The sequence below is a fragment of the Streptococcus caballi DSM 19004 genome (genome assembly GCF_000379985.1).
In the GTDB taxonomy this organism is placed as follows: domain Bacteria; phylum Bacillota; class Bacilli; order Lactobacillales; family Streptococcaceae; genus Streptococcus; species Streptococcus caballi.
In genome coordinates this window covers 23862-44494 of the sequence record NZ_KB904068.1, presented here as the reverse complement: position 1 = coordinate 44494, position 20633 = coordinate 23862, and the positions used below count along the sequence as shown (strand labels likewise).

At 43.6% G+C, this 20633-nt stretch carries 17 protein-coding genes, 1 tRNA gene and 3 pseudogenes; 15 read left to right on the top strand and 6 right to left on the bottom strand.

What is annotated here, in order from left to right; translation table 11 throughout:
• Nucleotides 1–321, bottom strand: a pseudogene (locus A3GS_RS0103310) (IS3 family transposase); the annotation flags it as partial.
• Nucleotides 322–323: 2 nt separating this feature from the next.
• Here A3GS_RS0103310 and A3GS_RS0103305 point away from each other — a divergent pair.
• The 7 genes and pseudogenes from A3GS_RS0103305 to A3GS_RS0103275 form a co-directional block, all read left to right on the top strand.
• A pseudogene (locus tag A3GS_RS0103305) lies at nt 324–758 on the top strand (hypothetical protein); the annotation flags it as partial.
• A 78-nt stretch (nt 759–836) separates the two neighbouring features.
• Nucleotides 837–1139 (top strand): annotated as a pseudogene (locus A3GS_RS11425) (DUF6287 domain-containing protein); the annotation flags it as partial.
• A 273-nt stretch (nt 1140–1412) separates the two neighbouring features.
• The gene (locus tag A3GS_RS0103295; protein WP_018363996.1) at nt 1413–2255 is read left to right on the top strand and encodes a patatin-like phospholipase family protein; all 843 of its coding nucleotides are present in this window, start codon (nt 1413–1415) and stop codon (nt 2253–2255) included.
• Between the two features lie 275 nt (nt 2256–2530).
• Nucleotides 2531–3799 (top strand): DUF3114 domain-containing protein, encoded by a 1269-nt coding sequence (locus tag A3GS_RS0103290; protein WP_018363995.1) that lies wholly within the window; start codon nt 2531–2533, stop codon nt 3797–3799.
• Nucleotides 3774–4376 carry a hypothetical protein gene (locus tag A3GS_RS0103285; RefSeq protein ID WP_018363994.1) on the top strand — a complete coding sequence of 201 codons (603 nt, stop codon included), beginning with the start codon at nt 3774–3776 and terminating at the stop codon, nt 4374–4376. Before A3GS_RS0103290 ends, A3GS_RS0103285 begins: the two co-directional genes overlap by 26 nt.
• A gap of 90 nt (nt 4377–4466) precedes the next feature.
• The gene (gene leuS, locus A3GS_RS0103280) at nt 4467–6968 is read left to right on the top strand and encodes a leucine--tRNA ligase (RefSeq protein ID WP_018363993.1); all 2502 of its coding nucleotides are present in this window, start codon (nt 4467–4469) and stop codon (nt 6966–6968) included.
• Between the two features lie 584 nt (nt 6969–7552).
• Entirely contained in the window at nt 7553–8935 is a 1383-nt protein-coding gene (locus A3GS_RS0103275) for a PHB depolymerase family esterase (protein WP_018363992.1), read from the top strand.
• Nucleotides 8936–9032: 97 nt separating this feature from the next.
• On the opposite strand, the gene A3GS_RS0103270 is transcribed toward A3GS_RS0103275, so the two are convergent.
• The 3 genes from A3GS_RS0103270 to A3GS_RS0103260 form a co-directional block, all read right to left on the bottom strand.
• A tRNA-Lys gene (locus tag A3GS_RS0103270) sits at nt 9033–9105 on the bottom strand.
• A 274-nt stretch (nt 9106–9379) separates the two neighbouring features.
• Nucleotides 9380–10648 carry a replication-associated recombination protein A gene (locus tag A3GS_RS0103265; protein ID WP_018363991.1) on the bottom strand — a complete coding sequence of 423 codons (1269 nt, stop codon included), beginning with the start codon at nt 10646–10648 and terminating at the stop codon, nt 9380–9382.
• Nucleotides 10638–11126 (bottom strand): GNAT family N-acetyltransferase, encoded by a 489-nt coding sequence (locus A3GS_RS0103260; RefSeq protein ID WP_018363990.1) that lies wholly within the window; start codon nt 11124–11126, stop codon nt 10638–10640. Before A3GS_RS0103260 ends, A3GS_RS0103265 begins: the two co-directional genes overlap by 11 nt.
• Before the next feature lie 472 nt (nt 11127–11598).
• Between A3GS_RS0103260 and A3GS_RS0103255 the strand changes: the two genes are divergently transcribed.
• The 8 genes from A3GS_RS0103255 (at nt 11599) to A3GS_RS0103220 (ending at nt 19204) form a co-directional block, all read left to right on the top strand.
• Nucleotides 11599–12069, top strand: coding sequence for a DUF3013 family protein (locus A3GS_RS0103255; protein WP_018363989.1), 471 nt, complete (start codon nt 11599–11601; stop codon nt 12067–12069).
• Between the two features lie 39 nt (nt 12070–12108).
• Nucleotides 12109–12543, top strand: a complete 435-nt coding sequence (locus tag A3GS_RS0103250) for an NUDIX hydrolase (protein WP_018363988.1) — start codon at nt 12109–12111, stop codon at nt 12541–12543.
• Complete coding sequence (locus tag A3GS_RS0103245; RefSeq protein ID WP_018363987.1) at nt 12540–13016, top strand: GNAT family N-acetyltransferase; 477 nt, start codon at nt 12540–12542, stop codon at nt 13014–13016. The genes A3GS_RS0103250 and A3GS_RS0103245 overlap by 4 nt, the downstream gene beginning before the upstream one ends.
• Nucleotides 13017–13090: 74 nt before the next feature.
• Nucleotides 13091–14044 (top strand): 50S ribosomal protein L11 methyltransferase, encoded by a 954-nt coding sequence (prmA, locus tag A3GS_RS0103240; RefSeq protein ID WP_018363986.1) that lies wholly within the window; start codon nt 13091–13093, stop codon nt 14042–14044.
• Nucleotides 14045–14788 carry a 16S rRNA (uracil(1498)-N(3))-methyltransferase gene (locus tag A3GS_RS0103235; RefSeq protein ID WP_018363985.1) on the top strand — a complete coding sequence of 248 codons (744 nt, stop codon included), beginning with the start codon at nt 14045–14047 and terminating at the stop codon, nt 14786–14788.
• 113 nt (nt 14789–14901) lie between these two features.
• Nucleotides 14902–15915, top strand: coding sequence for a LacI family DNA-binding transcriptional regulator (locus A3GS_RS0103230; protein ID WP_018363984.1), 1014 nt, complete (start codon nt 14902–14904; stop codon nt 15913–15915).
• A 137-nt stretch (nt 15916–16052) separates the two neighbouring features.
• Nucleotides 16053–18245, top strand: coding sequence for a PTS transporter subunit IIBC (locus tag A3GS_RS0103225; protein WP_018363983.1), 2193 nt, complete (start codon nt 16053–16055; stop codon nt 18243–18245).
• 143 nt (nt 18246–18388) lie between these two features.
• Nucleotides 18389–19204, top strand: coding sequence for an endonuclease/exonuclease/phosphatase family protein (locus A3GS_RS0103220; RefSeq protein WP_018363982.1), 816 nt, complete (start codon nt 18389–18391; stop codon nt 19202–19204).
• A gap of 369 nt (nt 19205–19573) precedes the next feature.
• On the opposite strand, the gene A3GS_RS0103215 is transcribed toward A3GS_RS0103220, so the two are convergent.
• On the bottom strand, nt 19574–20071 hold the full coding sequence (locus tag A3GS_RS0103215; RefSeq protein ID WP_018363981.1) for a P-loop NTPase family protein: 498 nt from the start codon (nt 20069–20071) through the stop codon (nt 19574–19576).
• 51 nt (nt 20072–20122) lie between these two features.
• Nucleotides 20123–20587 carry a class Ib ribonucleoside-diphosphate reductase assembly flavoprotein NrdI gene (nrdI, locus tag A3GS_RS0103210; protein ID WP_018363980.1) on the bottom strand — a complete coding sequence of 155 codons (465 nt, stop codon included), beginning with the start codon at nt 20585–20587 and terminating at the stop codon, nt 20123–20125.
• Nucleotides 20588–20633 lie beyond the last annotated feature (46 nt).

The window sequence follows — 20633 nt, the reverse complement described above, 5'->3', positions numbered from 1 at the left end:
CAAGTTCTGCTTCAGATACTGGTTTAACAGCCTTATAGTAATAGCTAGAACGTGGAAGGTTCAACCAGCGACACATGGCTGAGATGCTGTATTTGTCNTTGTTAGCGGTGATTACTTCTCTTTTCGTGCCATAATCACCGCCGCTTGCTTTAGGATATCTAATTGCATTTCCAGTTCTTTATTGCGTTTTCTGAGTTCTATCAACTCACGTTGTTCATCTGTCAGATTATCGACAGTTTTAAATGAGCCAGTCGTTCTTGCCTGTCTGATCCACTTATCAAAGGTTGAGGGNGTTAAATCGTATTCTTTGATCAGTTCACTGCTATTCTCAAACAGAGCGCAGTGGGCAGACCGATCCTCTGGAAGCTGAGGGCTATCAACTTTATACACAAAATCGCACCATTGATCAGATGCCCATCGTTGCTAATCTAGCACATGGTCCTGTTGGTTACATCGGACCTCGTCCCTTGGTCATCGAGCAACTGCAACTCATGGTGAATCAGCTAGCTTTCTTCCACTCTTATCATGATGTGCAATTCATTACCATCATGCCAGAGGAGGAAAAGACAGAGTGGGACTGGCTGCGCTGGTTGCCGCATGCTACTTTGCAAGAGATGAATGTGCGTGGTTTTGTCTATAATCAACGCACGCGTGATCAGGTGTTGAACTCACTCAATCAAATCCTCAAACTGCGCAAGAACCAGCTGGATGACAAGTCTGCCAAAGAAAGTCTGCTCTTCTCACCCCACTATGTGGTCAGATTCTACAGTTGCTCAAGCAGGTCAGACTTCTCATGCGGCTACCACTAGTGGTCTTGATGTCATGCAGCCGCTGCAGGTGCTTTCTCTGCCATTGCTGGGACTTGGACAAATGATTTAGGGGATTTTGTGACTATCTCAGCAGATGGGTCAGTCACTGCGACATCCCTAACAGGAACTTATCAGATTTCCTCCAATGGTGTGACAGGCAATGCCTTCTTTGGTACGGTCTATAATCCAAATGAGTCAGCGGGAAGTGCTAATATCACTGCTATTCCTGCCTATGTTGCCACTCCAAGAACTGGTGGTGTCACTAGTCAAGACTCACTGACAAGGGGTCAAGATGCCAGTGCAGACGACCATCCTTATTACCGAATTTAATCAAAACTGAGAGGACCGTTTTCAAAAGAAAGTGTTTTTTTTGATAGTCATTGGCATTTAAAAACTGTTTGATAGTTCTTTGAGTAATGCGGACTTTAGAAGGCATTATTCATTAGATGCTTCATAACATCCATGTCCTTTCACGACCTATTTTGTGATTCGGTGTCGTAGTTGACAGAGGTGGCGTGATATAGTCTATCCTCAAATCAAAGACTGACAATTTTTCTCATTTTTTGTTATAATCAGTAACATCATTAGAAAAGAGGGATACTTATGTCTGTTGGTTTGGTCTTAGAAGGTGGCGGCATGCGTGGGCTTTATACGGCTGGCGTTTTAGATGCTTTTTTAGATGCGGGAATTAAGGTTGACGGTATAGTTTCAGTGTCGGCTGGAGCTCTCTTTGGGGTCAATTATGTGTCTGGCCAGCGTGGCCGTGCTTTGCGCTACAATAAGAAATACATTTCCTACCCTAACTATATGGGGCTGCGTTCTTGGCTTAAGACGGGAAATGTAGTCAATAGAGACTTCACCTACTACGAAATCCCTATGAAACTGGATATCTTTGATGAGGAGGCCTTTGAAGAAGCGGGAGTAGATTTCTACGCTGTGGCGACTGATATTGAGACTGGAAAGCCAGACTATCTCAAAATTAACAATGTCTTTGACCAGATGGAAGCCTTTCGTGCCAGCTCTGCCTTGCCTGTAGCGGCTAAAATCGTGGAATATGAGGGCAAAAAGTACTTAGATGGCGGTCTGTCAGATAGTATCCCTGTTGATTTTGCGCGCAGTCTGGGCTTTGACAAGCTTATTGTCATCCTGACCCGTCCCTTGGATTATCGCAAAAAGCCATCCAGTGGTCGTCTTTACAAACTCCTCTACCGCAAGTACCCTAAGTTTGTTGAGGTTGCTTCTAAACGCTATCTCCACTACAATAGAGCTCTGGAGCACGTCATTGATTTGGAGCAAAAAGAGCAGCTCTTTGCCATCCGCCCCAGCCAAGCTCTGGAAATTGGTCGCCTAGAGAAGAACCCTGACAAGTTCGATGAAATTTATAATATTGGCTTAGCAGATGGACGCGAAGTCATGAATGACTTGAAGGACTATTTGAAGAAATAAGAAGAAAAATGCAATCTTACTAAGTTAGACTGCATTTTTTTGCTTTAGCTTTTGTTTCAGTGTTGATTGTAGAAGGATAGCCTATGGAGGATATTCTTTTTATAGTCGAATGAATTAGCTTTCAGACAAGGAACTGAGGCGCAGGCTGTACTAGAGTACGGCAAGACGAAAGTGACGATGTATCAAAGTTAATTCAAATGACTATACTTTCTTTTACCGGCCCAATCAAGTTACTTAGGATTGGGAATGGTCAGTCTTTTTGTTACAATAGAAACATGAAGAAGTATGGTTTAGGGGTGATTCTTTTGATGCTACTTGTTTTTCAGACAAGGGTTAGCGCTAGTCAAAAGAAATTGCCAGCAGATTATCAGAGCTATGTAGGCACTTTTAAGCAGACTCAGTCAGAAGGAGACAAGCAACTTCTCGCTCAGCTTTTGAAAAGTCAGGTTAAGAGCTTGCAGGATCTTGGTTGGAGTCAAGAGGCCATTTGCAAGGTATATCTTAAAAAGCCTTCCGCTAAAGTTGCTAGCAGCAAGCTTTCTCAGACCTTCAAAGAGCGCTTTGAGGCTATTCAATCTTTTGGTAGCGAAGCCTTTCAACAAATGTGGAGTATTGATGGGAGCCAGATCAATCAGAAAAAGGCAAGGCACTTACTTGGCATCACGGTCAAGACGGTAGGGATGCCTAGTGAACTTTCAGGCAGCAAGGAGGAAACGGTCAAGCTTATTAGCCATTTTTCAGATGACTTAGAGCCTAATGCTGATTTCTGGGGTAAATTATCTGAGGTTGTGCAAGCAGCTTTTCCCAAGCGCAGCTTGGCGCAGGAGGGAAGTTTGCAGCGGCAGGTTCATCAGCTGCGCTACGTCATTTCGGCCCAGCAGGCTCAGTGGGTTCGCGATGCATATCGGAAAACTGAGATGACTGATGCCCAGGCTCTCTCTTACTATATGAAGGATATGGACGAGATGAATGGAATCCTGGAAAAGATTGGTGTCGATAAGTCAGACTATTATTATGACTATAATTTTGGGGAATCTTCTCGTTTGCACAATAAAATGGCCATCAAGGGACAGTCCTTCTCCAATCTCAAACGGATTTATCCTGATAGCAAGAATCAGGCTAATTTCAAAATCGTCATGAGCTTTTATACTGAGTTTATCTTAGATGAAGCAGGGCATTTCGTTAATGAACTGGATCCTGAAGGGACCAATGAAAATGGAATTATTAACGGTGCCAGCTTTAACTATGCCAATAAAAACAACAAACTGCACCGCCATCTAGATGTTTACCCTGCCTTGAGGCATGACCCTCAATTTAGAAAAGCAGTCACGCAAAATTATGGTGCAGCCTTTAAGGCACCTAATAGAATCAAGGATTCGCGTTTTACTCGTCCGCACAAACGTTGGGAAAATAGCTATTTTAATAGTGAGGGCTATTACGCACAGAAAGGGCTGAGTCGATTCAAACGGGTCAAGAAGGTTATCAGGGCTTACAAGAAACTTGTGGAGAGGAGACGTCATGAAAAAGAAGAAACTGCGTCTTAGCTTGGTCTTAGTTGGCCTGGTTTTGATTGTTGGAGGAGGCTATTTTGGCTGGCAATGGTATGAGGAGCAGCCAGTCAGCCAGCTTGAACTCAATCAGACCTATGCGAGTAACTATGATTTTAAATTATTGGAGGGCAATCGCTGGGTTGTTCTGCTGGATAACAGCGACTATGAAGATGAGGACGAGTTGGAAGAAGAGCGCTTGGACAATTACCCAGATGATGTTTACCCTGAACAGACCTTCTACGAGGGTACCTATAAAAAGAAGGGGGACAAGTATTATTTTCGCATGACCAAGTCAGTCACGGTCCAGTTTAAATCGGTTAAGGCAGTTGAGAAGAAGGAAATTTTCAAGAAATACATTGACAACGCAGAAAATCTAGTCTATCAAAAAGAGCCTACCTTGGTTAAAACTAAGTCAGGCTACGTTTACAGAGACATTTATACCGAAGTTGATGAGGATGGCGAGGAAAGTCAGCTTGTGGACGAGATTCCAGTTAATCACTCGTCAGATAAATTGCCTGACTCGGTTGAGCATTTTCTCAAACAGTTTAAGGATGTCGCCAACAAGTCCTAAAATCTGATTCGCTTTTGATTTCAGGTTTTAAAACCCCCTTGAAAATGCTATAATATTACCAACACTATATTTTGGAGAAGACTGAACATTATGGTTTACTACAATCACAAAGCTATTGAAAAGAAATGGCAGGCTTTCTGGGCTGAAAATAAGACTTTCAAGACTGGAACCGATGCCTCAAAACCTAAATTTTATGCCCTAGACATGTTCCCTTATCCATCTGGGGCTGGGCTTCACGTTGGGCACCCAGAAGGCTATACCGCAACAGATATCCTCAGCCGTTTCAAACGTGCGCAAGGCTACAATGTCCTGCATCCAATGGGTTGGGATGCTTTTGGCCTACCTGCCGAACAATACGCTATGGACACTGGGAATGATCCAGCCGAATTTACAGCTAAAAACATTGCGACCTTCAAACGTCAAATCAATTCACTTGGTTTCTCTTACGATTGGGATCGTGAAGTCAATACAACTGACCCTAACTATTACAAATGGACGCAGTGGATTTTCACCAAACTTTATGAAAAAGGCCTAGCCTACGAAGCTGAAGTCCCTGTAAACTGGGTCGAAGAATTGGGTACGGCCATCGCCAACGAAGAAGTGCTGCCAGATGGAACATCTGAACGTGGCGGCTACCCTGTTGTCCGCAAGCCTATGCGCCAATGGATGCTTAAAATCACAGCCTACGCAGAACGTTTGCTTGAAGACTTAGATGACCTTGATTGGCCAGAGTCTATCAAAGATATGCAGCGCAACTGGATTGGTAAATCAACTGGTGCACATGTGACTTTCAAAGTGGCCGGTACGGATAAAGATTTCACCGTCTTTACCACTCGTCCTGATACGCTATTCGGTGCGACATACGCTGTTATGGCTCCTGAACACGACTTGGTGGACGCCATTACAAGCTCAGAGCAGGCAGCAGTTGTTGCTGACTACAAACGCCAAGCCAGCCTTAAGTCTGACTTAGCTCGTACTGACCTTGCCAAGGAAAAAACAGGTGTTTGGACTGGCGCTTACGCCATCAACCCTGTTAATGGTCGCGAGATTCCAATCTGGATTTCTGATTATGTTCTGGCAAGCTACGGTACTGGTGCTATCATGGCTGTTCCTGCCCACGATACGCGTGACTGGGAATTTGCTAAGCAATTCGGTCTCGATATTATTCCAGTTCTTGAAGGTGGAAATGTCGAAGAGGAGGCTTATACAGAAGACGGTCTTCACATCAACTCTGACTTCCTTGACGGTCTCAACAAAGAAGAAGCCATTGACAAGATGGTGGCCTTCCTTGAAGAAAATGGCTTTGGTAAGAAACAAGTTAATTACCGTCTGCGGGACTGGCTCTTCAGCCGTCAACGTTATTGGGGTGAGCCAATTCCAATTATCCATTGGGGGGATGGGACATCAACTGCGGTACCTGAGAGCGAATTACCGCTTGTATTGCCAGTGACAAAAGACATCAAGCCTTCAGGAACCGGTGAGTCACCACTTGCTAACTTGACAGATTGGCTTGAAGTCACTCGCGAGGATGGTGTCAAAGGACGTCGTGAGACAAATACTATGCCACAATGGGCGGGTTCAAGCTGGTATTTCCTGCGCTACATTGATCCACACAATGACGAAAAATTAGCTGATGAAGAGCTGCTTAAACAATGGTTGCCAGTTGATATTTATGTGGGTGGTGCAGAGCACGCTGTTCTTCACTTGCTTTATGCACGTTTCTGGCACAAATTCCTCTATGACCTCGGTGTGGTACCGACTAAAGAACCATTCCAAAAACTCTTTAACCAAGGGATGATTTTGGGCACAAGCTACCGCGACAGCCGTGGGGCGCTTATAGCAACTGACAAGGTTGAAAAACGCGATGGTTCATTCTTTAATATCGAAACAGGTGAAGAACTTGAACAAGCGCCAGCCAAGATGTCTAAATCTCTTAAAAATGTTGTTAACCCAGATGATGTGGTTGAGCAGTATGGTGCCGACACACTCCGAGTTTACGAAATGTTCATGGGACCACTTGATGCTTCCATCGCATGGAGCGAAGAAGGTCTCGAAGGTTCACGTAAGTTCCTCGACCGCGTTTATCGCCTCATTACTTCTAAAGAGATTGTTGCGGAAAATAGCGGAGCTTTGGACAAGGTCTACAACGAAACAGTTAAATCCGTTACAGAGCAATTAGACCAAATGAAGTTCAATACAGCTATTTCTCAGCTCATGATTTTTGTCAATGCTGCTAACAAAGAAGATAAGCTCTTTGCTGACTATGCTAAAGGATTTGTACAATTGCTGGCACCATTTGCACCACACCTAGCAGAAGAACTTTGGCAAGAATTAACAGCCTCTGGTGAGTCCATTTCCTACGTGGCATGGCCAAGCTGGGATGAGTCCAAATTGGTTGAAAACGAAGTCGAAATTGTTGTTCAAATTAAGGGCAAGGTTCGTGCCAAACTCATGGTAGCTAAAGACCTTTCTCGTGATGCATTACAAGAAATTGCCCTTTCAAATGATAAAGTGAAAGCTGAGATTGAAGGCAAAGACGTCGTGAAAATTATTGCAGTACCTAACAAACTAGTTAATATTGTTGTTAAATAATACGATGAATAGAGAAAATAAACCTTGCTAAACGCAGGGTTTATTTGTTTCGATAGAAATTTTAAAAAATATGGAAAGTTCGAGAGGCTCTTTCGAATAGATAAAGTGAGAGGCAGAGAACATGGTTTAATGTTGCAGACTAGTCTCAGCCAATCATAAATTTGGAAAATATTTAAAAAATATCAACTTTTGATTTTCTTTCCGAATAATATAAGTGAAGCACTTTCCCCCTCTTAAAAATCTATAAATTCCTTTCAGAAATTTTACTTTGTTATTTTGTGACAGCTTATCTGAAGTGTTTCCTAAGAAGGCTAGATTTTTCTAGCCTTTTTTGCTTGGTTTGGACTTGGTCGGTTATTTGACCCCAAAGAAAATACTTATATGCAGCAAAATAGTCATACAAAATTAACTAAATATAATATTTTTCTAATAGAACCGAGTGATGTTTTGTAATCCTTATCCTGTAAAATCACCTCTAAAAAAGGAGGAGTGTATATCATTGTAGCAGACGAAAAAGTTTCGGCTAGTGAGTAGTGTTTGAATGCTCACTGCTAACCAAGGTTTTAATTGAGAGGAGTTAGGATATGTCTAGTAAATGGTTGAAATGTCTTTTGCTTATGCTGCTAGGGCTGATTTTTCTTTTGATAGGGAGTGAGGCCAGAGCAAATAACTATTTTGGGTACGGTGAACAAGCGCCAGTAGTTTCTAAAACTAGCCTTGTGATTAATAATTATGAATTTGGACCAGGGGTTTCTAAGGTTGTCTTGGAGTTAAATCGTTCAGTAGGGGCAGTAGACTTCAATTCTGATAGCAAGGTAACGACAGCAGGAGTTGAGCGGACAGTGACGGATGCTTATCTGTCAGATGCACAAGGAAATCCTATCAATTATTCTAAAAGCCGTTATCTTAGTTTAGTGTTGGAAGTTGGCAAGGATGTAGCTTCTCCATTTAGTTTTGATTTAGCAGCTTATCGCAACCGATGGGTAGGAAGTTATAACGTTAAAGTTGAAAATATCAAGGTCTCTGCTTTTGGTCAGGATCAGACTATTAATTCAGAACAAGAAGCTATTAACAATCTTATATTACCGGATGCAGAGCGATTTTCAGAAAGAGGAACAAGTGGTCTATCTTATGCGGCCTATCGTCCTCAAGGAGAAGGTGGCAAGCGCCCCTTGATTGTTTGGCTGCATGGTATTGGAGAAGCAGGAACGGATATTAATTTTCCACTCTTAGCTAATAATGTTGCCAACTTGACTAAGGATCAGATTCAATGTTACTTTACAGCGACGGGTAACAGTGGCCTGACAGGAGCTTATGTTCTGGTTCCTCAAGCTCCTACTTATTGGGGCGGGGAATCTAATGAAGCAGCCTTGATGTCAACTATTCAGTCCTATGTGTCTAGTCACCCTGATATTGATGCTAATCGTATTTATCTAGTTGGTGCTTCAAATGGAGGTGGCATGGTTGTCGATATGGGGAAACGTTATCCGAATTACTTTGCAGCCTTGGTGCCAATTTCTGCTAACTATTCTTACCAAGCTACTTGGGCTGGCAATGACTACACTTATACTATTGATGATGCTACTTATAATGCTTTTAATGCTTTGAAAAATCAACCAATGTGGTTCATTCATAGCCGTTCTGACCAGACAATACCTGTTGATAACAGTGTCTTGCCATTTTACAAGGCGATGATTGACAGGGGAGCAAGCAACAAATGGCTCTCCTATTATGAGACAGTTGTCGGAACAGATATGCCTGGAGTAGAGTATGATGGTCACTGGTCTTGGGTTTATTTATTTAATGATCAGGTCAGAGGTGTTCAAAGTACGGCCAATACAGCTTCCTATTCAGGGCTCTTGGGGATGGTTGCGACCAATCCGACTCAGGGAGGTGCTAGCAAAGCAACTGTCAATGGAGTAGAGTATGATGATATCTTCCAGTGGATGAACAGTCAAAGTAAGTGATTGATACAAAAGTAAAGATATAAAGGAGCAGAGAATAACAAATTTGCATGAGAGTAGCAAAAAAGCCTGATAGTTCAGGCTTTTTTGCTACAATAAATGCCCCCTACAGGGCTCGAACCTGTGACCCATGGATTAAGAGTCCACTGCTCTACCAACTGAGCTAAGGAGGCAAGAAGCTGTATTGGCACCGATGATTCACGTTTTGTATTGAACCCGCACACTTAAGCAGGTGGGCAACTCGCTTCTCCTAAAGTCGCTTCCGCGTGAAACGGCATGCATACTGGAGAAAGACTTTTGTTTCCCGAAAATACAAAATAACAGTCGGTCAACACTTAGATGTGAATTCGTATGCCACAGCAATGTTTTTTCCGTACTCTTATAATACCATTTTTTGAAAAAATTTCAAGAGGAAAACGATAATTTTCCGCAAACGGTTTCGACTAACTAGCGAGAAAGCTTGTCAATACAGTCTTTGTTGGCACCTAGCGCGCGTTCATATTTTCCTGTTTCGTTGGGCTCGAAGTAGTTAGTGCCGACTAACTTATCTGGTAAATATTGCTGTTTGACCCATTTCTCTGGGTAGTTATGTGGGTAGAGATAGTCTTGGGCATTGCCCAGTTCTTTACTGCCCTTGTAATGGCCATCACGAAGATGGCGAGGAATAGGCAGCGTCCCACTCTTATGAAGGTCTGCGATAGCCTTATCCATAGCGACATAGGCAGAATTAGACTTGGGTGAGAGCGCCAAATCAATGACAACATTGGCAATGAGGATACGGGCTTCAGGAAAGCCAATGCGCTGAGCAGCATCAAGAGCCGTCACCGTGTGAATCTGAGCGTCGGGGTTGGCAAGGCCAATGTCTTCGTAGGCGATAACGGTTAGGCGTCGTGCCAGACTAGGCAGATCACCCGCTTCGACCAGACGCGCAGCATAGTGGAGGCTAGCATTGACATCAGAGCCACGAATGGATTTTTGCAGGGCGGAGAGGACATCATAGTGGGCATCTCCGTCTTTGTCCATGGTAATGTAGCTGCGCTGCAAGCTGTTTTCAACGGTATCTAGACTAATATGGCGGCTGCCAGTTTTATCTGGCTGGGTGGACATGACTGCCAAATCCAGTGAATTAAAGGCGGAGCGCAAATCACCATTGGTGGCTGTCGCGATAAAATCAAGGGCCCCATCATCTAGCTGTACCTCAAAGTCAAAGCCACGTTCCTTATCAGTCAGAGCCACTTGCAGAGCTTTCTTGATGTCCTTATTTGACAGTGGCTCCAGCTCAAAAATCTGAACGCGTGAGCGAATGGCAGGTGTGACGGAGAAAAAAGGATTTTCAGTAGTCGCGCCAATCATGATAATATTGCCATTTTCCAGCAGAGGTAGGAGAAAATCTTGCTTGGTCTTGTCCAGACGATGAATTTCGTCCAAAAGAAGAACGAGACCGCCTGAAAACTTGGCTTCTTCGGCAATTTCCTGCAGGCGCTTTTTGCTGTCGGTCGTAGCGTTGAAGGTACGAAAAGCGAACTTAGTCGTTCCTGCGATAGCAGAAGCGATGGAGGTCTTCCCGATTCCTGGAGGGCCATAGAGTATCATAGATGAGAGCATGTTGGCTTCCACCATACGGCGGATAATCTTGCCTTCACCGACCAGATGCTGCTGACCGATGACTTGGTCAATGGTCTTTGGGCGCATACGAAGTGCGAGATTATGTGGCATAGTTATCCTCCAAATCATAGCTGTAGATGAGGTCATCGGCGTAATGGTCGTCTAGGAAAAACTGCTTTTTAAGGCAGCCTTCCTGTCTAAAGCCGAGTTTTTGGTAAAAGGACAGGGCTTCTTGATTGCTAGATAGGACATGGATGACTACTTTTCGGTAATCTCCCTTGATCTCTTCTAAGAAAGCTTGCCAGAGCTGCTGGCCGATACCTTTTCTGCGCCAGCCATTTTCTATGGCAATGCCAAAAGTCACCACATGGCGTCCGTTGGTAAAGGGATAGTAGGGGTGATAATCTAGCACACCGACAATCTGGTCATCCTCTTGGGCGATGAGAAAGTGGGTGTTATCTTCAAAGCATTGAATGATTTTATCACGCGAAGCAACAGGGAGAGTGGCTGGTGTGTTGTGACTGGTCCAGACCGTGTTTTCCAAAGCTACGACTTGGTCAATATCAGCCAGTTCCATTGGTCGAATCATTGTCATTCCTCCTTTTTTGTGAATATCTTACTGTCATTGTAGCATAAAAGCCGCTGGTCAGGGGGATTTTCCTTCTCTCTTGCTCCTGCTATAGGTTTTAGAGCGGTAAACTGGAAAGGAATGTTCGGTATTCTTGTTTAATCGCGGAGATCAAGTCTGTCTTTTTCAAAATTTACTCTAAATCTCGGAGGATTTAAGAAAAATGTTCGTTATTCTTCTAAAATCGTCAAGATTTGGTCAACTTTTGAGAAAACTAAGCCTTGCGCGTGGCGATTTTGCTTCACTTTTATCAAATGCTAACTGAATCGCCGCGATTTAGTTCCTCCCTTTTAACATTCCTTTTGGTGAGTGTCTCTCTAATGTCAAATGTTCGTTATTCTTTCTAGCGAGCGGCTCTCTCATTTAAAAATTCACATTTTGATAAGGAAATCATGTTATAATAAGGTAAATGACTTTCAGAAAAGGAATGATTATGGCAAAATTTGGCTTTTTATCCGTGTTAGAAGAAGAAATGGACAAGCACTTTAGCTTTGATTATGCAATGGATTGGGACAAGAAGAACCATGCGGTGGAACTGACCTTTATCCTTGAAGCGCAAAATGCTGGCAGTGTGGAAACCATTGATGACACAGGAGAGGTTTCAAGCGAGGATATTGTTTTTGAGGACTATGTGCTTTTCTACAATCCAGCCAAGTCCACGTTTGATGCGGACGACTATCTGGTGACCATCCCTTACGAGCCTAAAAAGGGCCTCTCACGTGAGTTTCTCGCTTACTTTGCCCAAACCCTCAACGACGTCGCTACTCATGGACTTGATGACCTCATGGACTTCCTAACTGACGAGACAGCTACAGACTTCGGGCTTGACTGGGATGCGCAAGCCTTTGAAAATGGCAGAGCAGAGTTGAAAGAGACTGAGTTTTACCCTTATCCGAGGTATTGATGAGTGGACTAACTTTTACACGCGTTAGTGAGGTAACATATGGAGTTATTAGACGACATCTTTGACTTTTCAGGTAGCAAGATTGCTCTCTTTTGTGAGGGACAGATAGTGACCAGTTTGAGAGATGATTTTCCAGGTCTACCTTACGCTGGTTACTGGGACTTGCCTGGCGGTGGTCGTGAAAATAATGAAACACCTTTTGAATGCTTGGCGCGTGAGACCATGGAGGAGTTGAACCTGACCTTAACCAAGGACAATATCGACTGGGTAAAAACCTATCAAGGCATGATCAAGCCTGACAAGTTGTCTGTTTTTATGGTTGGTCATATTAGTAAAGCAGATTTTGACAACATTGTGCTGGGTGATGAGGGTCAGACTTACAAACTGATGTCTGTAGCTGGCTTTCTGACAGAAAATCAGGTCATTCCGCAATTGCAGGAACGATTGAGAGACTATTTGGAGGAAAAAGGATGATTAGGCTTGAACAGGCACAAGCAGAGGATTTGGAGACTATTATTAGCATTCAACGCGCTAGCTTTAAGGTGGTTTACGATAAATACCACGATGAATATGACCCTTATATGGAAGATGAGGAGCGTATTCGATGGAAACTGCTGGAACGTCCCAATAGTTTTTATTACTTTGTCAAAGACGGTGAGGAGATTGTTGGCTTTCTTCGAGCGCAAACCAACGATGAGCAAACCGAAGCTTGGCTCGGAACAGCAGCCATTCTACCGCAATACCAGCGAAAAGGCTACGGTTCTGAAGGTATGCGCCTGCTGGAGAAAGAATTAGCCACGGTGCGTCAGTGGGATTTGTGCACGGTCTTTCAGGAAGAACCCATGGTCAATTTTTATGAAAAATGTGGCTACCATAAAACCCATATTAAGCCAGAGCAAGAAGGTATGGATATGGTTTACATGACTAAAAAGCTTGGCAGTAAATGATAAGCAGTACAGCTCGCGATGAAGTAAGCGAACGGAAGCAACTGTCTAAAAGAAGAAAGCAAAGGAAAAACAACATGAACGCATGGCAAGAACTAACCATCACAGTCAATCGTGAGGCGGAAGAAGCGGCCTCTAATATTTTAATTGAATGCGGCAGCCAAGGGGTGGCCATTGATGACAGTGCGGATTATCTTGGTCAAGTTGGCAAGTATGGCGAACTTTTCCCAGAAGTAGAGCAGGTGGAAATGGTCACTATCACAGCCTACTACCCTGAAACAGCGGATATGACAGCCATTACGAGACAGGTCAATGAACGCATGGCAGAGTTGAGTGATTTTGGTCTACAGACAGGTCAGGTAGAGTTGACCACACAGGAATTGGTTGAGGAAGACTGGGCTGAAAACTGGAAGAAATACTATGAACCTGCTCGTATCACGCACGATTTGACCATTGTGCCTAGCTGGACCGATTATGAGGCTCGAGCAGGTGAGAAAATTATCAAACTGGATCCTGGTATGGCTTTTGGCACGGGTACCCATCCGACCACCAAAATGAGTCTTTTCGCCTTGGAGCAAGTTTTACGCGGCGGTGAGACCGTTCTTGATGTGGGGACTGGCTCAGGAGTGCTGTCCATTGCTAGCTCTCTTCTGGGAGCCAAGGACATTTACGCTTATGACCTTGATGATGTGGCGGTGCGTGTGGCTCAGGAGAATATTGACCTCAACGCTGGGACAGAGAATATTCATGTGGCAGCGGGTGACCTGCTCAAGGGTGTTGACATCAAGGTAGATGTCATCGTGGCCAATATTTTGGCAGACATTTTGATTAATCTGACGGAGGATGCCTACCGTCTGGTCAAGGACGAGGGGTACCTCATCATGTCAGGTATTATTTCTGAGAAATGGGATATGGTTCGCAAATCAGCTGAGGACGCAGGCTTTTTCCTCGAAACTCACATGATTCAGGGCGAGTGGAACGCCTGCATTTTCAAGAAAACAGACGATATTTCAGGTGTGATTGGAGGATAAATGCAGCAGTATTTTGTAAATGGCAAAGCAGAAAATACCGTCACTATCACCGATAAGGATATCCTTAAGCACATGTTTCAGGTCATGCGCTTGTCTAAAGACGATAAAGTAGTGCTGGTTTTTGATGATGGGGTCAAGCATTTGGCAAAAGTCACAGACAGCGCAGCCCACACTTTTGAGCTGACAGAAACCCTGTCAGATGATGTGGAAATGCCTGTCCAAGTCACCATTGCCTCAGGCTTTCCTAAAGGGGATAAATTAGAATTTCTAGCGCAAAAGACAACCGAACTGGGAGCATCAGCTCTATGGGCCTTTCCAGCTGACTGGTCAGTGGCCAAATGGGACAGCAAAAAGTTAAGTAAAAAGGCTGATAAACTGGCTAAGATTGCCCAAGGCGCAGCCGAACAATCCAAACGCAATATCATTCCGCAGGTCAAACTCTTTGAGAAAAAGCCTGATTTTTTGGCCCAGCTGACACATTTTGATAAAATCTTGGTTGCCTACGAAGAATCGGCTAAAGAGGGAGAAAGCGCAGCTCTGGCGCGTGAGCTGGGGACGGTCGAAAAAGGACAAAAGCTGCTCTTCATCTTCGGTCCAGAGGGTGGTCTTTCACCAGCGGAAATTCAAGCCTTTGAGAAGGCCGGGGCTGTCACAGTTGGACTTGGTCCGCGTATTATGCGGACAGAAACGGCTCCGCTATTTGCCCTAAGCAGCATCAGCTTTGCGCTGGAATTGATGAAGTAAAAAGAAGCTGAGGTGGGACAACTGTTTCGACCTCACTTTTATCTTTCGAAGGAGTTGACATATACCTTTTAAAACATTATCCTAAAGGAAGTTAATAAATTAGAAAGAGCGTTATGGCAACAATTAAAGATGTAGCAAAGTTAGCAGGTGTTTCCACCTCAACGGCTTCGAGAGCCATGCATGATAGCGAGATGATTAGCGAAGCAACCAAGGAGCGTGTCCGCAAGGCAATGGTAGAGCTAGACTATTCGCCTAACTATTCGGCACAAAACTTAGTCAATCGCAAGTCAAATACTGTAGGTATTGTCTTGCCAGTCAGGGAAAATCAAAACTCATTGGGTTACAACCCTTTTTTCATGCAAATTATCCAAGGTATTTCTAGCGTCTGTAGTGAAAATGAGTATATGGTTAGTTTGGTGACAGGTCACAGTGATGAAGAGTTGAGGAAGAATGCTCAGACACTGATTCGCAGTGGAAACGTTACTAAGCTGATTTTTCTCTATTCCAAGAAAGGTGATCTAGCCTTTGAGTTTGCCAAAGAGCAGAGCTCTGTGTCTTGTCTTGTTGTCGGTCAGGCCTTTGATGCTCCCAGCCCACGTATTCGCTATGTGGATAACAACAACTATCAGGCTGGCAAGGATGTTGCTTCCTTCTTGATTGATAAGGGCTATAATCACATTTGCTTTGCTTATACAGATCTTGATGAGCTGGTGCAATCCGAACGCTACAATGGTTTCAGTGTTAGCATGGCAGAGCAAGGCAAGTCAGCTAGTATTCTGAAATTGTCTGAAGGAGATGATAAGAATAGTCAAGCCCTAGCTGATTTCTTGGAAGAACATCCCGATGTGCAGGCCTTTGTCGCCAGTGATGATGTCCTAGCTATTCATATTCAGCGATTGCTGAAGCAGGTCAACCTTCCTGTGAAAGAGATGGGATTGGTTGGGTTTAATAATTCATTCATCACTGAGATTGCCAATCCGCCGCTGACTTCAGTGGAAATCTTCCCTTATCAGTTGGGGGAGGCCGCGGCCAGGCTTGCCCTAGCTGATCAATTAAGTGCTAGCCCGGAGAATACAGTTATTATTCCCCATCAAATTATCCAACGTGAAACAAGTCCAAGAATCTAGCTTCGTTAGCTTCGATTCTTTTTTTGAATTTTTTATTTTTTTGAAAGAAACCGCTTTACAAAACAGAAAATCGTGTTATAATTAAAGCATGAAGCGCAAACGTTTGCGTAAATTTCAAAAGATTAAGGAGATGTCTTATGAAGAAGGCGTTTAAGAACTTAACGAGCTTCGAATTTTGGCAAAAATTCGGTAAAGCGCTCATGGTGGTCATCGCGGTTATGCCAGCCGCAGGTTTGATGGTGTCAATTGGGAACTCTATTCCATTGATTGCACCGAATTCAGCTATTTTAGGAACCGTTGGTAACATCATTGCTCAAATCGGTTGGGGTGTCATTAACAACTTGCACATCCTCTTCGCTTTGGCTATCGGTGGTAGCTGGGCTAAGGAACGTGCTGGTGGTGCTTTTGCCGCAGGTATTTCATTTATCACCTTGAACTTGATTACAGGTCACTTCTACGGTGTTAAATTGGATATGATCGCTGATGGTAAGAGTGTTGTTCACAATGTTTTTGGTGGTAAAATGCTCGTAGCAGACTACTTCATCAATGTTCTTGGTCAACCTGCTCTTAATATGGGGGTATTCGTTGGTATTATCGCTGGTTTCATCGGTGCCACAGCCTACAATAAATACTACAACTACCGCAAACTCCCAGATGCCCTGTCATTCTTCAATGGTAAACGTTTCGTACCATTTGTCGTTATCGTTCGTACAACAGTCGTCGCTCTCATCATGTCAATTGTTTGGCCACTTATCCAATCTGGTATTAACGGCTTTGGTATGTGGATCGCTAACTCACAAGACACTGCGCCAATCTTAGCACCATTTGTTTATGGTACCATGGAACGTTTGCTTTTGCCATTCGGTCTTCACCACATGTTGACAATCCCAATGAACTACACACAACTGGGTGGTACTTACACTGTTCTTACTGGAGCTACTAAAGGAACTCAAGTTCTTGGACAAGATCCACTTTGGCTGGCTTGGGTTACTGACTTGATTAATCTTAAAGGCGCTCATCCTTCACAATACCAACACCTTCTTACAAGCGTTACACCAGCTCGTTTCAAAGTCGGTCAAATGATTGGTTCCTCAGGTATCTTGATGGGTCTGACTTACGCGATGTACCGCAACGTTGACGAAGACAAGAAACCAAAATACAAATCAATGTTCATTTCTGCAGCTGTTGCAACATTCTTGACTGGTGTTACTGAACCAATTGAATATATGTTCATGTTTGCTGCCCTTCCACTTTATCTTGTTTATGCTGTTGTTCAAGGTTGTGCTTTTGCAATGGCTGACCTTGTTCACCTTCGTGTTCACTCATTTGGTAATATCGAATTCTTAACACGTACTCCAATGGCTATAAAAGCAGGCCTTGGTGGTGATGTCCTTAACTTTGTCTGGGTTACAGTTCTCTTTGGCTTTATCATGTACTTCATTGCTAACTTCATGATTAAGAAATTTAACCTTGCAACAGCAGGACGTAATGGTAACTATGATAATGAAGATGCTGATACAGATTCATCTGCTCCTGCAGGTACTCCTGGTGCAGCAGCAGATGCTAATACGCAAGTTGTTCAAGTTATCAACCTTCTTGGTGGACGTGATAACATCGTTGATGTGGATGCATGTATGACACGTCTTCGTGTGACTGTTAAAGATCCAGCGCACGTTGGTGATGAATCTTCATGGAAAAAAGCTGGCGCAATGGGGCTTGTTGTGAAAGGCTCTGGCGTACAGGCTATCTATGGACCTAAGGCTGATGTCCTCAAATCAGACATTCAAGACTTACTTGATTCTGGTGCAGTTATCCCAGTCATCAATGTTGAAACTGGTGGAACTGTGACTGCTCATGCAGTTACTTACAAAGGTGTAACAGAAACGATTGAATCTGTTGCTGATGGTGAAGTTATTGATGTGACTGCTGTTAAAGACCCTGTCTTTGCTCAAAAGATGATGGGGGATGGCTTCGCTGTTGAACCAACAAACGGCAACATCTATATTCCAGTTGATGCTAAAGTAACAAGCATCTTCCCAACTAAACATGCTTTCGGCCTTTTAACTGATAGTGGTCTGGAAGTCCTTGTTCACATTGGTTTGGATACTGTATCACTTGAAGGCAAACCATTTGATGTGAAAATTTCAGAAGGTCAAGCCGTGAAAGCTGGTGACTTGGCAGTCGTTGCTGACTTAGATGCTATTAAAGCAGCCGGTAAAGAAACATCTGTTATCGTAGTCTTCACAAATGCTGACAGCATTAAATCAGTTAACTTAGAAAAAACTGGTCAAGTGGCAGCCAAAACAGCTGTTGCCAAGGTTGAACTTTAAGAAGTTCTTCGTTAAACTATAAAAAGATAAGGAGTTGGGAGTCTAGGCTCTCAGCCCTTATTCATTATAAAGGGCTTTTAATAAGAAGAGTTGAACATCTCGTGTCACTGAGCCCTAATTTTCTTTGAAGATGAGGAGAAAAAATGGCTAAATTTTTAACACTAAATACCCATTCATGGCTTGAAGCCAATTCATTGAAGAAATTATTTGATGTGGCTGAACATATCTACAATGAAAATTACGATGTCATCTGCTTACAGGAGGTAAACCAGGAAATGCGCAGCCTGCCTGCAAAAGAAGTGGACGGCTATGTGGAAATTCCTGGTACGCCGACCATCCATCGTGATAATTTTGCTCTGCAATTGGTCACCTATCTGAAAAGTCAGGGGCGCCACTATTACTGGTCTTGGGCCTACAACCATATCGGCTATGACAAGTATCAAGAGGGTGTGGCTATCCTGTCTAAGGCGCCTTTGAAGTCTCAGGAAATCTTGATTTCGGATGTGGATGATGAGACGGATTTTCACACTAGGCATGTCCTCGCTGCCCAGACTGAGGTTGAGGGGAAGAATCTGACGGTGGTTAGTCTCCACATGTCTTGGTTTGGCAAGGGGTTTGAGGCTGAATGGCAAAAGCTGGAGACTGCTCTAACTAATCTGCCAAAACCCTTGGTTCTCATGGGTGATTTTAACAATCCAACCGACCTAGAAGGTTATGAGATCATCAGCAAAAGTCCTCTAGGCTTACAGGACAGTCACAAAGTTGCTGAATATGTTTCTGGTGACCATACAATTATTGAAGACATTGATGGTTGGGAAGGTAACAAGCAATCTTTGAAGGTTGATCATGTTTTCACCAGTCCAGACCTCCCAGTAAAATCGTCCAAAGTCGTTTTTGACGGTGGAGATGCTCCAATTGTCAGTGATCATTTTGGCTTAGCTGTTGAGCTTGACTTCTAATCCTTGGATACTAGCACAAAGTTTGACCCAACCATGATAATTTAAAGAAGAGAAAACAAAAATCGCTTATGCCCCCTATTCCAAGAACTGCTCTAAAGCGATTTTTAAATGACATGATTGGCTTTTGCTGGTTAATTTGCAACCTTGTCACTTGCTTTGGTAGGCGTCTTCATGCATTTGAAAAACAGTCATTACCCAAAGCAGACGCTCAAATAATTTCCAAAACGAGTCGTTGCTCAGGGCAGATGCGACTTTTACAAGTAAAAACAACCGTCTGATTTTACAGATGGCTGTTTTTTTTTAAGTAAGTGAATCTCCCTTAGCAGATATTGACTGGTACGATTTTGTGTTTGGCTAGTCGTCAGATGTTTATTGTTTGATGTCTTGCAAAATGGTTTCTAGGCTGTCTGATAGGCTACTAGTGGTTGCAATTTTCTTTTCGGAAAAGTGGGTCAAGTAGTCGTTGTCATTCCACCAGCGTCTGAGTGATTTCTCTCCAAATTCTTGACTTTTTGCTCTGCTGCTATGGCGGCGCAGGGTATCTTCAAAGGGGAGATCGTAGTAATAAGCGTAGGTATTCTTACTGCCAAATAGATCTGTTATCATCTCCCAGATGGGAGTATACCAATCAGCGCGTAGGATGCCCTCTAGGATAAGGTAGTCGCAGTGCGTCTTTCCATAGATGAGAAGATTCCTAAGGAGGGGGATGGTTGGTATGTCGGGACCATCATGGGCAGCCAACATAGTACGGCGAATATTGTCCTGAGAGAGTAGAAGAGTGTTTTCCCCTAGTTCAGCTTGAAGGACAGTAGCAAGACTTGTCTTGCCAGAGGCCGCATTGCCTCGGATAAGGATGAGTTTGGTCATGTTAACAAACACTCTTTTCTTTTTTAGTCTTTTTCGGAGGAATGGTAGGGCTCAAGATATTTTCGTTGCGAAGGCTTCTTGTGTCTCCAAGATGACAGCTGCCAGCCGCTCAATGTCGCTGCTTGTACCACGCAGTTCAAAGTCGCCAATCATAGGAAATCCGAAGCGTTTGGCGTATTGTTTGGCTGTCAGGCAATATTGGTTATTGAAGTTGCGGTTGCCAGAGCCAATGATGCCAAAGCAGTGTTTGTAGTTGTCATGGGCTGCAATGAAGTCGCCTAGTGGATTAGTTAGAATTTCCACATCACCGTCGTCAATGCCATTTCCCCCTTCTAAATAAGTTGGCAGAATAGCGACAAAGGGTTCTTCTACGGGGAAGGTCTGGTGGTCAAGCTCTTTAATGTTAATCTGGCGCGTTGTCATGTCATGATTGAGCTTGAGATAGTCGGATAATCGTCTGACAAAGCTCTGCGTATTTCCACTAAGGCTGATATAAACAATGGTTAATTGGGACACGATAGTCTCCTTTTACTAAATATTGTGAATGTACACCAATTTTAAC

What these genes read in the sequence shown, in the direction of transcription:
- A3GS_RS0103295 (WP_018363996.1), top strand. Translation starts at nt 1,413, where the DNA reads ATGTCTGTTGGTTTGGTCTTAGAAGGTGGCGGCATGCGTGGGCTTTAT.
- A3GS_RS0103290 (WP_018363995.1), top strand. Translation starts at nt 2,531, where the DNA reads ATGAAGAAGTATGGTTTAGGGGTGATTCTTTTGATGCTACTTGTTTTT.
- A3GS_RS0103285 (WP_018363994.1), top strand. Translation starts at nt 3,774, where the DNA reads ATGAAAAAGAAGAAACTGCGTCTTAGCTTGGTCTTAGTTGGCCTGGTT.
- leuS (WP_018363993.1), top strand. Translation starts at nt 4,467, where the DNA reads ATGGTTTACTACAATCACAAAGCTATTGAAAAGAAATGGCAGGCTTTC.
- A3GS_RS0103275 (WP_018363992.1), top strand. Translation starts at nt 7,553, where the DNA reads ATGTCTAGTAAATGGTTGAAATGTCTTTTGCTTATGCTGCTAGGGCTG.
- A3GS_RS0103265 (WP_018363991.1), bottom strand. Translation starts at nt 10,648, where the DNA reads ATGCCACATAATCTCGCACTTCGTATGCGCCCAAAGACCATTGACCAA.
- A3GS_RS0103260 (WP_018363990.1), bottom strand. Translation starts at nt 11,126, where the DNA reads ATGATTCGACCAATGGAACTGGCTGATATTGACCAAGTCGTAGCTTTG.
- A3GS_RS0103255 (WP_018363989.1), top strand. Translation starts at nt 11,599, where the DNA reads ATGGCAAAATTTGGCTTTTTATCCGTGTTAGAAGAAGAAATGGACAAG.
- A3GS_RS0103250 (WP_018363988.1), top strand. Translation starts at nt 12,109, where the DNA reads ATGGAGTTATTAGACGACATCTTTGACTTTTCAGGTAGCAAGATTGCT.
- A3GS_RS0103245 (WP_018363987.1), top strand. Translation starts at nt 12,540, where the DNA reads ATGATTAGGCTTGAACAGGCACAAGCAGAGGATTTGGAGACTATTATT.
- prmA (WP_018363986.1), top strand. Translation starts at nt 13,091, where the DNA reads ATGAACGCATGGCAAGAACTAACCATCACAGTCAATCGTGAGGCGGAA.
- A3GS_RS0103235 (WP_018363985.1), top strand. Translation starts at nt 14,045, where the DNA reads ATGCAGCAGTATTTTGTAAATGGCAAAGCAGAAAATACCGTCACTATC.
- A3GS_RS0103230 (WP_018363984.1), top strand. Translation starts at nt 14,902, where the DNA reads ATGGCAACAATTAAAGATGTAGCAAAGTTAGCAGGTGTTTCCACCTCA.
- A3GS_RS0103225 (WP_018363983.1), top strand. Translation starts at nt 16,053, where the DNA reads ATGAAGAAGGCGTTTAAGAACTTAACGAGCTTCGAATTTTGGCAAAAA.
- A3GS_RS0103220 (WP_018363982.1), top strand. Translation starts at nt 18,389, where the DNA reads ATGGCTAAATTTTTAACACTAAATACCCATTCATGGCTTGAAGCCAAT.
- A3GS_RS0103215 (WP_018363981.1), bottom strand. Translation starts at nt 20,071, where the DNA reads ATGACCAAACTCATCCTTATCCGAGGCAATGCGGCCTCTGGCAAGACA.